At 68.7% G+C, this 12,612-nt stretch carries 12 protein-coding genes; 4 read left to right on the top strand and 8 right to left on the bottom strand.

From position 1 onward, the window contains the following. Window positions 1–11 precede the first annotated feature (11 nt). Window positions 12–836 (top strand): serine hydrolase domain-containing protein, encoded by an 825-nt coding sequence (locus SBI67_RS15850; RefSeq protein WP_318981481.1) that lies wholly within the window; start codon window positions 12–14, stop codon window positions 834–836. A gap of 110 nt (window positions 837–946) precedes the next feature. After that, on the top strand, window positions 947–1,459 hold the full coding sequence (locus SBI67_RS15845) for a DUF3145 domain-containing protein (protein WP_266048095.1): 513 nt from the start codon (window positions 947–949) through the stop codon (window positions 1,457–1,459). On the opposite strand, the gene SBI67_RS15840 is transcribed toward SBI67_RS15845, so the two are convergent. The 3 genes from SBI67_RS15840 to SBI67_RS15830 form a co-directional block, all read right to left on the bottom strand. Next, entirely contained in the window at window positions 1,440–2,903 is a 1,464-nt protein-coding gene (locus SBI67_RS15840) for a flavin-containing monooxygenase (RefSeq protein WP_318981480.1), read from the bottom strand. The genes SBI67_RS15845 and SBI67_RS15840 overlap by 20 nt on opposite strands. A 65-nt stretch (window positions 2,904–2,968) precedes the next feature. Beyond that, window positions 2,969–3,859, bottom strand: coding sequence for a diacylglycerol kinase (locus SBI67_RS15835; RefSeq protein WP_318981479.1), 891 nt, complete (start codon window positions 3,857–3,859; stop codon window positions 2,969–2,971). After that, on the bottom strand, window positions 3,856–5,436 hold the full coding sequence (locus SBI67_RS15830) for an FAD-binding oxidoreductase (RefSeq protein ID WP_318981955.1): 1,581 nt from the start codon (window positions 5,434–5,436) through the stop codon (window positions 3,856–3,858). Before SBI67_RS15830 ends, SBI67_RS15835 begins: the two co-directional genes overlap by 4 nt. Before the next feature lie 50 nt (window positions 5,437–5,486). Here SBI67_RS15830 and SBI67_RS15825 point away from each other — a divergent pair, with 50 nt between their 5' ends. Then, window positions 5,487–6,062 carry a TetR/AcrR family transcriptional regulator gene (locus SBI67_RS15825; protein WP_318981478.1) on the top strand — a complete coding sequence of 192 codons (576 nt, stop codon included), beginning with the start codon at window positions 5,487–5,489 and terminating at the stop codon, window positions 6,060–6,062. Next, window positions 6,059–7,573 (top strand): glycerol-3-phosphate dehydrogenase/oxidase, encoded by a 1,515-nt coding sequence (locus SBI67_RS15820; protein ID WP_318981477.1) that lies wholly within the window; start codon window positions 6,059–6,061, stop codon window positions 7,571–7,573. The genes SBI67_RS15825 and SBI67_RS15820 overlap by 4 nt, the downstream gene beginning before the upstream one ends. Here the strand turns inward: SBI67_RS15820 and SBI67_RS15815 are convergent. The 5 genes from SBI67_RS15815 to acpM form a co-directional block, all read right to left on the bottom strand. Further along, window positions 7,570–8,220 (bottom strand): dihydrofolate reductase family protein, encoded by a 651-nt coding sequence (locus tag SBI67_RS15815; RefSeq protein ID WP_318981476.1) that lies wholly within the window; start codon window positions 8,218–8,220, stop codon window positions 7,570–7,572. The genes SBI67_RS15820 and SBI67_RS15815 overlap by 4 nt on opposite strands. Window positions 8,221–8,309: 89 nt before the next feature. Continuing rightward, window positions 8,310–9,731, bottom strand: coding sequence for an acyl-CoA carboxylase subunit beta (locus SBI67_RS15810; protein WP_318981475.1), 1,422 nt, complete (start codon window positions 9,729–9,731; stop codon window positions 8,310–8,312). 33 nt (window positions 9,732–9,764) lie between these two features. After that, window positions 9,765–11,027 carry a 3-oxoacyl-ACP synthase KasB gene (kasB, locus tag SBI67_RS15805; protein WP_318981474.1) on the bottom strand — a complete coding sequence of 421 codons (1,263 nt, stop codon included), beginning with the start codon at window positions 11,025–11,027 and terminating at the stop codon, window positions 9,765–9,767. Window positions 11,028–11,051: 24 nt separating this feature from the next. Further along, window positions 11,052–12,302: a 3-oxoacyl-ACP synthase KasA gene (gene kasA / locus SBI67_RS15800; protein ID WP_318981473.1), complete on the bottom strand. Its 1,251-nt coding sequence runs from the start codon at window positions 12,300–12,302 to the stop codon at window positions 11,052–11,054. After that, window positions 12,299–12,592, bottom strand: coding sequence for a meromycolate extension acyl carrier protein AcpM (gene acpM / locus SBI67_RS15795; protein ID WP_266048104.1), 294 nt, complete (start codon window positions 12,590–12,592; stop codon window positions 12,299–12,301). Before acpM ends, kasA begins: the two co-directional genes overlap by 4 nt. Window positions 12,593–12,612 lie beyond the last annotated feature (20 nt).

Genomic DNA, 12,612 nt, shown 5'->3' with positions numbered 1-12,612 from the left:
GATTGGCGCCCGTGAGCGCCCTCGATGTGCTGTCGGACTGGCCGGTCGATACCGCAGCAGCGGCGGTGATCGGGGAAGCCGGCGTGCTGGCCACCCATGGCGATATCGGGCGCGTGTTCCGGCTGGCCTCGGTGACCAAGCCGCTGGTCGCCCGCGCCGCACAGGTCGCCGTCGAGGAGGGCGTCTTCGAACTGGACACGCCGGCGGGTCCGCCCGGTGCGACGGTCCGCCACCTCTTGGCGCACGCGTCGGGCGTGGCGATGCAGTCCGCTCAACAGATGGCGGCGCCCGGCGCCCGGCGGATCTACTCCAACTACGGCTTCACCCTGCTCGCCGCGGCGCTGCAGGAGGCGGCGGGCATCGAGTTCGGCGGATATCTGCGCGAAGCGGTGCTCGAGCCGCTCGGGATGGCGGACTCCGACCTGGTCGGCGGCGCCGACGCCGCCGGGTACGGCGGTCGGTCCACCGTGTCCGACCTCAGCGCTTTCGCCGGTGAACTGCTGAGCCCGAGGTTGGTCTCGCCGCAGATGCACGCCGAGGCGGTGTCGGTGCAGTTCCCCGGCCTGGCCGGGGTGCTGCCGGGGTTCGGTTCGCAACGCCCGAACGACTGGGGGCTCGGTTTCGAGATCAGGGACGGCAAGTCCCCGCATTGGACGGGCGCGCTCAACTCGCCGCGTACGTTCGGGCATTTCGGCCAGTCGGGGACGTTTCTGTGGGTCGATCCCGTCGCTGACGTGGCGCTCGTGGTGCTGACCGACCGGGATTTCGGGGAGTGGACGTATCCGCTGTGGCCGGCGATCTCTGATGAGGTCCTGAGAGAATTCGGCTCAGACTAGCGCAACACTGGTCCCACAAGGCACAATAGACACGCACGAAACAACTGCATCTATTCGGTAACGCCAGGTCGTTGGGGAAGACGTCCCTCGTGGAGCCGAAGGAGCAGATGATGCGTGCGTTGAACCAGTTCGCCGATGCGACGACTGGCGTGGTTTACGTTCACGCCTCGCCCGCGGCGGTATGCCCACACGTGGAGTGGGCGCTTTCGTCGACCCTGTCGGCGCGGGCGAACCTGAAATGGACGCCCCAACCGGCCATGCCGGGGCAGCTGCGTGCTGTCACGAATTGGGTCGGGCCGGTCGGTACCGGCGCGCAGCTGGCCAACGCGCTGCGTTCGTGGTCGGTGCTGCGCTTCGAGGTGACCGAGGACCCCAGTGAGGGCGTGGACGGTCACCGGTGGTGTCACACCCCGCAGCTGGGTCTGTGGAGCGGAGCGATGAGCGCCAACGGTGACGTGATGGTCGGCGAGCAGCGGCTGCGCACCCTGATGGCCTCGGGCGCGGACACGCTCGCCGCCGAGTTGGACACGGTGCTGGGCACCGCCTGGGACGAGTCGCTGGAGCCTTACCGCGGTGGCGGCGACACCGGGGAGATGACCTGGCTCAACAGGGGTGTCGGCTAGTCACCCGGTAGTGGGCCGGGTCGGGCTCGGCCAGCATCCGGGTGAGCGTGGCGCGGTCGAACGGCCACAGGTCGACGGTGCCGTCCTCGGTGCGATACCAGGAGTTGCAGCCGGTGCTCCACACCGTCGGGCCGAGGGCCTCGGCCACCGCGGCGTTGAATTCGGTGGTGGCCTCGTCGGTGACCTCCACCTCGTCGATCTCTCCGTCACGAAACCGCTTGAGCCAGTGCACGATATAGCGTGCGGTGGCCTCGGCCGAGTACTGCAGCGGGATCGACCCGGTGGGCGAGTTCGGACCGAGCACCGTGAACAGGTTCGGAAAGCCCGGAATGGCGGTCATCCGGTAGGCGCGTGGCCCCTTCACCCAGGCTTCGTCGAGCGTGACGCCGCCCCGGCCGACGATCGACATCGGCCGCATGTAGTTGTGGGCGTGGAAACCGGTGGCCAGCACCACCACGTCGACGTCGTGCTGCGTGCCGTCGGCGGTTCTGATACCGGTCGCGGTCATCTCGGTGATCGGTTCGGTGACCAGCCGCACGTTGGGCCGGGTGATGGCACGGTAGTAGCTGCCCGAAACCACCTGACGTTTGCACAGTGGCTGATAGTCGGGTGTCAGTTTCGCGCGCAAGTCTGGATCGCGGATCTGTGCTCGTAGGCTCAGCCGGGCATAGGCCTGTACCAGGCCGCGTCGCCAGGACGGTTTGGTGACGACGTCGGCGAGGATGTTCGACATCCACTGCAGGCGGTCGAAGGTGAACGCGTGTAGGACCGGCCAACGCCGCAGCGCCGCCGAGAGCGCCCGCGGTTGGCGCATCCACATCGGCGCCCACAGAATCCATTGCGGTGACCTGGCGAAGTGCAGCACCGTGTCGGCTTCGGGCTGCAGCGCCGAAACGACCTGTACCCCGGTCGATCCCGTGCCGATCACCGCGATGCGCCGGTCGCTGGTACGTACGTCGGGATCCCACCGTGCGGTGTGCAGGACGGGTCCCTGGAAGCGATCCATGCCGGGGATGTCCGGAATGAACGGGTGGTGCAGGACGCCGGTGGCGCAGACCAGGAAGTCGGCGGTCAGGGTGTCGCCGCCCGCGGTGCTCAGGGTCCATTCGCCGTCGCCGTACTGGGCGGCGGTGATCTCGGTGTTCAGCCGCAGATGTGGTGTCAGGCCGAGGTGGTCGACGACGTCGCGGTGGTAGCGCTGGATATCGGCGCCGGATGCCCACAGGTGGCTCCAGTCCGGCTTCGGCGCGAACCCGAATTGGTAGATCTGCGATGGCACATCGCAGGTGAGGCCGGGATAGCGGTTCCAATGCCAGACGCCGCCGACGTCGGATCCTTTCTCCACCACGGTGAAATCGGTGAAACCGGCCTGCCGGAACGTGTGGGCGGCGGCGATGCCGGCCATCCCGGCGCCGATGATGACGATCCGCACGGCGCGCGTCATGATGTGTGCTCCCTCCGTCACCCCGCTGGGCGCCATCGGTTCCGCACCCCGCGCCTAGGCCGAAACTACTTGCGTAACAACGTCAACGCCCGCGGCACTGCCGAGACCGTCACCGGCAGCGGGCGGGCGAACTCACCGTCGGCATAGGCGTTGAGGCCGGGGGAGTCGACGACGACCCGCGCCGCCCGCTTGGTGGTCACCTCCGGCAGGTTGACGTGCGTGCCCTTGAACACCGTGGGGAACAGCCGGATCAGCTTGCTGCGCGACGCCGAATGCACCATCGTCACGTCGAGCAGGCCGTCGGTCGGGTCGGCGCCGGGGCAGATCAGCATGCCGCCGCCGTAGCTGCGGGTATTGCCGAACGCGGCCAGGGTGATCTCCGTGGATATCTCCGGCTCGTCGTCGAACGTCAGCCGGAAGGGCAGCAACCGCAATTTGGACAGCTCGGCGACCATGGCGACGTTGTACCGCATCCGCCCGTGCGGCCAGCGCATCCGGTTGGTGCGATCGCTGACCAGCGAATCGAACCCGGCAGCCATCACCGTGCCGAACCAGGTGACCGCGCCGTTGGCGTCGACGATGCGGCCCAGATCGACGGACTGGGTGCGGCCGTCGACCACCACGTCGGCCGCCGCCTCCGGATCTCCGGTGGGAATCCCGAATTCACGGGCGTGATCGTTACCGGTGCCGGCGGGGATGATGCCCAGCGGGACATCTCCCAGCGCCAGCGCCTGCAATGCCACCGAGATGATGCCGTCGCCGCCGACCACCACCAGGGCATCGGTGCCGCGCGCGAGTTCCTCGTCGACCAGCCGGCGGGCTTGTGCGGCATCGGCGCCGACCACCTCGCACACGTCGATCCCACGCTGCTGGAATCGCGCGATGGCCCGCTCGGCGGCGTGCGGCGCGTTGCCGTGCCCGGATGCGGGGTTGGTCAGGACCGAGATCCGCTTCACGGAATCAGCTTGCCGGGGTTGAGGATTCCGGTGGGGTCGAGCACGGCCTTCACTGCGCGCAACACCTCGACGCCCAGGTCGCCGATCTCGGCGCGCATCCACGGCCGGTGGTCGGCGCCGACCGCATGGTGATGGGTGATGGTCGCCCCGGTGCGCACCATGGCCTCCGACGCGGCGGCCTTGGCCTTGTTCCACTGGTCGATCGGGTTGCCGCGCTGGGCGGCCACCACGGTGAAGTACAACGACGCGCCGGTGGGATACACGTGCGAAATGTGGCACATCACCAGCGCTGGCGTGCCGGATTCGGCGAGGGAGTCGGTCAGGGCCGCGGTCACGGCTGCCTTGACGGCGGCGATGTTCGACCACGAGGTCGCCGTTTCCAGTGTCTCGCACAGTGCTCCGGCCGTCAGCAGTGAGTCTCGCAGGTAGGGCGCGCCGAACCGGCCGTGCTCCCACGCCCGTGCCGGCGCCTCGCCCAGCGACGTGCCGCCCTGGGCGGCCAATACGGCGGCGGTCTCGGCGTGCCGGCTCGCGGTGTGCGCGGCCGACCCTTCGAATGCGGTGATCGCCAGGCACCCGCCGGTGATGCTCTGCTCACCGATGCTCTCGGTGGTGGCCAGGTTGATCCCGGTCTCCACTTCGTCGGAGAGCCGGATCACCGTCGGGCCGGTGCCGGTCTGGGTGACCGCCCGCAATGCGGCCGCGCCCGTCGGGAAATCGGGGAACGACCAGGCCTCGTAGCGCGTCGATTCCGGGACCGGGTGCACGCGGACCCGCACGGCGGTGATCACGCCGAACACCCCCTCGGACCCCATCAGCAGCTGACGCAGATCGGGTCCGGCCGCCGAGGCCGGCGCACGACCCAGATCGAGAATCCCGGCCGGCGTCACGGCGCGCAGGCCGCGGACCATATCGTCGAAGCGGCCGTAGCCCGCGGAATCCTGTCCCGACGACCGGGTGGCCGCGAAGCCGCCGATGGTGGCGAACTGGAAGCTCTGCGGGAAATGACCGAGCGAGAACCCCTTCTCGCCCAACAGGCGCTCGGCGTCGGGCCCGGTCACCCCAGCCTCGAGTACGGCCTCCCCGGACACCTCGTCGAGGTTCAGCAGCCGGTTCAGGCGGCGCAGGTCCAGCGACACGACCGCGGTGCAGTCGCCGCGCGCCGGGTCCAGCCCGCCGACCACGCTGGTGCCCCCACCGAATGGGACGACGGCGATCCGGTGCCTGACGCAGGCCGCCAGGATGGCTGCGATCTCGTCCTCGGTGCCCGGCAGCAGCACCGCGTCCGGCGCATCCTGCGCACCGGTATCCTTGCGCCGCAACAGATCCAGCGTCGACTTGCCGCCGGCCCGCAGCAGCCGGTCGAGGTCGTCGACGCGGCAGTACTCGGCGCCGACGATGCCGGCCAACGTGTCGCGTGCGGTGTCGGAGAGCCGCGACGGCTGCAGGGTCACCTGTTCGGCGGTGATGTCGGGGATGCCGGACTCGTCGATGCCCAACGCCTGCTTGAGCAGGGTGCGGATGCCGTCGGACAGCGGCTTGGCGGCCGTGGGATCACCCCAGGCATTCCACTTCATCGGGGGTAAGAGCGTCACGTCCGATCCAGTCATGCGTTACAGTATTACACATGGTGTCAATCAGTAACGACGACGCTCTCGAGGATCGCATCCTCGATGCGGCTGCGAGCTGCGTGCTGGCCTACGGCATCGACCGGGTGACGCTGGCTGAAATCGCCCGGCGGGCGGGTGTGAGTCGTCCGACGGTGTACCGGCGCTGGCCGGACACCCGCTCGATCCTGGCTGCATTGCTGACCGCCCGGATCGTCCGCGTGCTGACGGAAGTGGGGGAGCGCGGCGACGGGCGGGCGGCCCTGGTGCAGCGCATGGTCGCGGTGGCCGAACGGCTGCGCCACGACGACATCGTGATGTCGGTACTGCACACCGCGCCGGACCTGGCCATGGTCTACATCGCCGAACGGTTGGGCACCAGTCAGCAGGTCCTGATCGACGCGCTCGCCGGTCAGCTCAAGCTCGCTCAGGAGCACGGCAGTGTGCGGCCCGGTGACCCGCGGCAGCTGGCCGCCATGTGCCTGCTGATCACCCAGTCGGCGGTGCAGTCCGCCCAGATGGTCGCGCCCATCCTGGACGCCGATGCCCTGGCCGTCGAACTCGACAACGCGCTGAACGGATACCTCAAACCATGACGACTGCCCTCAATGCCGCCCGCCGGCGACGCGAACTCGCCGCGCTGGCCGACGCCGGCCGGGTCGACATCGTCGTGATCGGCGGTGGTATCACCGGGGCCGGTATCGCGCTGGACGCGGCTAGCCGGGGTCTGTCCGTCGCACTGGTCGAGAAGCACGACCTGGCCTTCGGCACCAGCCGGTGGAGCTCCAAACTGGTGCACGGCGGGCTGCGGTACCTGGCCACCGGCAACGTCGGCATCGCCCGGCGCAGCGCGATCGAACGCGGGATCCTGATGTCGCGCAACGCACCTCATCTGGTGAAGGCCATGCCGCAGCTGGTACCGCTGCTACCGTCGATGAGCCGGTCCGCACGCGCGTTGGTGCGCACGGGCTTCGTCGCCGGGGACGGGCTGCGCAAACTGGCCGGCACCCCGGCCACCATCCTGCCGAGGTCACGCCGGGTGGATGCCGCCCGGGCGATCGCGCTGGCGCCGACGGTGCGCCGCGCCGGTCTGGACGGCGGATTCCTGGCCTATGACGGGCAATTGATCGACGATGCCCGCCTGGTCACCGCGGTGGCGCGCACCGCCGCCGGGCACGGGGCGGTCATCCTCACCCGGGTGGCGGCATCGGCGGCCACCGGCACCACGGTCACGCTGACCGACGAACTGACCGGGGAGTCCTTCGACGTCACCGCGGGGGCCGTCATCAACGCTTCCGGTGTCTGGGCTGGCGAGGTGGATTCCTCGATCAGGTTGCGACCCAGCCGCGGCACCCACCTGGTGTTCGACGCGGCAGCGTTCGGCAATCCCACTGCCGCGCTGACGATCCCGATCCCTGGTGAGGTGAACCGGTTCGTGTTCGCGATGCCCGAACAGCTGGGCCGGGTGTACCTGGGGCTCACCGACGAAGAGGCGCCGGGCCCGATACCCGATGTGCCGCAGGCGACCCCGCAGGAGGTGGCGTTCCTGTTGGACACCGTGAACACCGCGCTGCAGACCGAACTGGGCCCCGGTGACGTGCGCGGCGCCTACGCCGGGCTGCGACCGCTGATCGACACCGGAACCGGGCGGACGGCCGACGTGTCCCGGGAGCACGCCGTCACCGAGTCGCCGTCGGGGGTGCTCAGCGTCATCGGCGGCAAGCTCACCGAGTACCGCTACATGGCCGAGGATGTGCTGGACCGAGCCGTCGCCCTGCGCGGGATCACCGCGGCGCCCTGCCGCACCCGCAATCTCCCGCTGGTCGGCGCGACCCGGGAAATCGTTGTGGGACTGCCCGATTCACTGGTGGCACGGTACGGGGCCGAGGCCGTGCAGGTGCTTGCCAGGGCGAACTGTGCGCGCTCTGCCGAGCCGGTCGCCGACGGTATCGACGTGCTGCGCGCGGAGTTCGAGTTCGCCGTCACCCACGAGGGGGCGATGACCGCCGAGGACCTCCTGGATCGGCGGACCCGCATCGGCCTGGTCCCCGACGACCGGGCGCGGGTGGCCGAGGTGGCTGCGGAGTTCGTCGCCGAGGTGCACTAGCGCCGCCAGAACAGGTGATGGGTGACCCCACTGGAGCTGGGGACGATATCGCAGTGAAACCTGTCCAGCAGCTCGTCGGGACTCTCCCACAGGCGTGACCCGGCGCCCAGCGTGACGGGCGAGACCGCCACGTGCAACGTGTCGACGAGGTCGGCGTCCAGGAAGGCCCGGACGGTGCTGGCCCCGCCGCCGAGCCGGACATCCTTGCCGCCGGCGGCCTCGCGAGCCTGGGCCAGGACGGTCGCGGGGTCACCGCTGACGAAGTGAAACGTGGTGTCGCCCAGCGTGAACGACGGGCGTTCATGGTGCGTCATCACGAACACCGGGGTGTGGAACGGCGGCTCGTCACCCCACCACCCCGTCCACTGGGCGGCCTCGCCCGTCCAAGGCCCACGGTGCGGGCTGAACTTGTTGCGGCCCATGATCTCAGCGCCGATGTTGTGGTGGAAATCCCTGGTGAGGTAGTCGTCGAGGCCACGGCTGCCACCCGGTTCGGTGCGGTTGGGCCAGCTCGCGGTGGCTCCGCACCAGCTGAACATCGTGGCTGGATCGGCGTGGCCGAACGGACGCTCGAAGCTCTGGCCGACGCCCGCGCCGAAGCCGTCTTGGGACACGTTGAAGTTCTGGACCTTGAGCAGTTGCACCATGGCGGGTTAGACCGGCCTGGGGCGTGAAACTCATCGCCAGACGACGAATGGCCCGGGGCGAACCCCAGGCCATTCGTTGACGCGGTTGTTTACAGCGGGATGTTCTTGTGCCGGCCACGCCGCTGCGGCGCCTCGGCCAGCGCCTGCGTGATCTTGCTGCGGGTGTGCGCCGGGTCGATCTTCTCGTCGACCACACCGATCTCGATCGCGGAGTCCACCCCACCGGCGATCCGCTCGTGCTCGGCGGCCAGTTCTTCGTGCAGCGCGTCGCGCTCGTGATCGGCTGCGGCGGCCAGCTTGCGCTTGTGCAGGATGCCCACGGCGGCCTTGGCGCCCATCACGGCGACCTCGGCGTCCGGCCAGGCGAACACCTTGGTGGCGTTCAGCGAGCGGGAGTTCATGGCGATGTACGCGCCGCCGTAGATCTTGCGGGTCACCAGCGTGACACGCGGAACGGTGGCCTCACCGAAGGCGTGCAGCAGCTTGGCGCCGCGGCGCACCACGCCACCCCATTCCTGATCCACACCGGGCAGGTAACCGGGCACGTCCACCACCACGACCAGCGGGATGCCGAAGGCGTCGCACAGCCGCACGAAACGCGCCGACTTCTCGGCACTTTCGGAGTTCAGGCAGCCGCCCAACCGCAACGGGTTGTTGGCGATCACGCCGACGGTCCGCCCGGCCAGCCGGCCGAGACCCACCACGATGGACGGGGCCCAGCGGGACTGGAACTCGTCGAACGGCGAGTCGTCGTCCAGCAGCGCCTCCACGATCGGGTGCACGTCGTAGGCACGGCGTGCGGACTCGGGCATCAGGGCCTTGAGGTCGACGTCGCCGGCCTCGGCCTTGCTGCGGTCGAAATGGCCCTGCTGGCAGAACAATCCGACCAGACGGCGGCCCCGCTCGTAGGCATCGAGCTCGTCGTCGGCGACGATGTGGCACACGCCGGACTTCTTGTGGTGGGCCTCGGGGCCACCGAGGGACACCATGTCGACGTCCTCACCGGTGACGCTGCGCACCACGTCGGGGCCCGTCACGAAGACCTTGCTGTCCGGCGCCATCACGATGACGTCGGTCAGGGCCGGCCCGTAGGCGGCGCCGCCGGCGGCGAAGCCGACCACCACCGAGATCTGCGGGATGTAACCGGAAGCCCGGATCATCGCCTCGAACACCAGCCCGACCGCGTGCAGCGCCTTGACCCCCTCGGCCAACCGCGCACCACCGGAGTGCCAGATGCCGACGATCGGGGACTGCTCCTCGATGGCTACGTCGTACGCGTTGACGATGTGCGCGCAACCCTCGACGCCCATCGCGCCGCCCATGACGGTGCCGTCGGTGCAGAACGCTACGGTGCGCACCCCGTTGACGGTGCCCGCGGCGGCCAGCACCCCGGACTTGTCCCGCTCGTGCAGCAGCTCCACGGTGCCGTTGTCGAAGAACGTCGACAACCGCAGCAGCGGGTCGCGGGGATCAAGGGATTCGGCAGCCGCCTCGGGGGCCATGGTTGTCATCTGGTGTTCTCCTTGATCTCCGCGGTGAGCGGGTCAGTACTTGCCGAAGACGAGTGCGACGTTGTGCCCGCCGAAGCCGAACGAATTGTTGATTGCGTACTGGTAGTCGCCGTAGCGCGGTTCACCGGCCACCACGTCGAGGTCGATCTCCGGATCCAGGTTCTTCAGATTCAGAGTGGGCGGTATCACGCCATCGCGCAAGGCGAGCACCGTCAGGATGGATTCCACCGCGCCGACCGCGCCGACCGAGTGCCCCAGCGCCGACTTGGGTGCGTACACCGCGGGCCGGTGGCCACCCATCGCATTGTTGATGGCCTGGCCCTCGGCCACGTCGCCGACGTTGGTGCCGGTGGCGTGGGCGTTGATGTGGTCGATATCCGACGGCTGCAGCCCCGCCAGCTGAATCGCCCGGGTCATGGCATATCCGGCCTGCTCGCCGTTGGGGTCCGGCGCGACGATGTGGTATCCGTCGGAGGTGACGCTGGCGCCCATGATGCGGGCCAGGATGTTGGCGCCGCGGGCCTTGGCGTGCTCCTCGGTCTCGATGACCAGCAGCGCGCCGCCCTCACCGAAGACGAAGCCATTGCGGTCCTTGTCGAACGGTCGACAGGCGCCTTCCGGATCGTCGTTGCTGGTGGACAGCACGATGCGCATCTGGGCGAAACCGGCGATCGGCACCGCCTCGATCTTGGTCTCGACACCGCCGGTGATGGCGATGTCGGCCTCGCCCAGCACGATATTGCGCCAGGCGTTGGCGATCGCCTCCGAACCCGAGGCGCAGGCCGAGACCAGGGTGCTGACCCCGGCCCTGGCCTTGCGCTCGAGTCCGATGGCGGCCGCAGCCCCGTTCGGCATGTACATCTGCACGACGAGCGGCGAGACGGCTCTGAGGCCGCGCTCGCGCATCCCGTCATAGGCGAACAGGAGTTCCTCGGTGGACCCCAGCCCGGTGCCGACGGAAACCATCAGCCGGCGGGGATCCACCTCAGGTGCACCCGCGTTGTCCCAGACGCGACGGCCCAGGACCGTCGCCATCTTCTGGAGGTAGGACAGGCGCCTCTTCTCGACACGTGTCAGGTCGTCTTCAAAATCCTCGTGGAGATGTCCACCGATGCGGACCGGAAGGTCGTACTGCTCGACGAACGGGTCGTCGAGCTTACGGATGCCACTCTCCCCATTGAGCAGCTTCTTCCAGGTGCCTTCAGCATCGGTTGCCAACGCCGTCGACATCGCAATGCCCGTGACGACGACGTTGGGCAGACCGTTCCCCGTCGAGATGCCGGTGACTCCCGCCATTGCCGAGATGTTCCTTCCCGTACCTCAGTACCGCCCGAAGGCCAGGGCCACATTGTGGCCACCGAACCCGAACGAGTTGTTGATGGCGTACTGGTATTCGCCGTATCGAGGCTCGCCCGCAACGACATCGAGATCGATCTCGGGGTCGGGCGTCTCGTAGTTAAGCGTCGGCGGGATGACACCGTCGCGCAGGGCGAGCACCGTCAGGATCGACTCCAGGGCGCCGACGGCGCCGATCGAGTGACCCAGTGCCGACTTGGGTGCGTACACCGCGGCCTGTTCCACCCCGGCGACGCGCAGGGCGTTGGCCTCCGCGGTGTCACCGATCGGGGTGGCCGTGGCGTGCGCGTTGACGTGGTCGATGTCCTTGGCAGACAGACCCGCCGTCTCCAGCGCCCGCTTGATGGCCGCACCGGCTCGGATGCCATCGGGGGCCGGGGCCACCATGTGGAAGGCATCCGAGGTGATACCGGCACCGAGCAGCCGAGCCAGCGGCTTGGCGCCACGGGCCTTGGCGTGCTCCTCGGTCTCGATGACCATCACGGCACCGGCCTCGCCGAACACGAACCCGTCGCGGTCCTTGTCGAACGGACGCGACGCGCCGGCCGGGTCGTCGTTGCGGGTCGACATGGCACGCATCATCGAGAACGCCGCGATCGGCAGCGCCTCGATACCGCCCTCGACACCGCCGCACACGGCGATATCGGCGTCACCCATGACGATCTGACGCCACGCGTGTGCGATGGCCTCCGAGCCCGACGAACAGGCCGAGACCGGCGTGATGACACCGGCGCGGGCCCCGAGTTCGAGGCCGACGACGGCGGCCGCGCCGTTGGGCATGATCATCTGCACGGCCAGCGGCGACACCTTGCGGGGGCCGCCCTCGTTCATCGCGTCGTAGGTTTCGACGATCTTCTCGCCGCCGCCCAGACCGGTGCCGATCACGACCGAGAACCGGTCGGGATCGACCTCCGGCCGGCCGGTGCTGTCCCACAACTGGTTGCCGATGTACTTGGCCATCCGCTGCACATAGGACATCCGGCGCAGCTCCAGCCGGGACATCTTCTCGTCGAGGTTCTCGACGAGATGGCCGCCGATACGCACCGGAAGGTCCCACTTGGTGACGAAATCGTCTTCGAGGACCCGGATGCCGCTCTCGCCGGCCAGCAGGCCCTTCCACGTGCTCTCGATGTCCGCAGCGATGGAAGTAGTTGCCGTAACGGCGGTCACCACAACGCTGGGGAAACCGCCGTTAGCAGTGGAAGGTCGGGTCACTTGCCGAACTTATCGCGCAGTGCGGCAGCGGCCTCGGGGTTCTCTTCCTCGAGCTTCTGGATGTAGGAGACGACGTCACCGACGGTGCGCAGACCGGCCAGGTCCTCGTCCGGGATCTTCACGCCGTACTTGTCCTCGGTCTGGACAGCGATCTCGACCATCGACAGCGAGTCGATGTCCAGGTCGTCGACGAAGCTCTTCTCCATCGTCACCTCGGACGGCTCGATGCCGGTGACCTCTTCGATGATCTCGGCGAGGCCGGCGATGATTTCTTCTTGACTGGCGGCCACGATGGCTCCTTCTATTCTTT

This window comes from Mycolicibacterium chengduense (genome assembly GCF_033741155.1).
Lineage (GTDB): Bacteria > Actinomycetota > Actinomycetes > Mycobacteriales > Mycobacteriaceae > Mycobacterium.
Note: the sequence above shows the minus strand (reverse complement) of the source record. Positions and strands in the feature narration are given on the sequence as shown.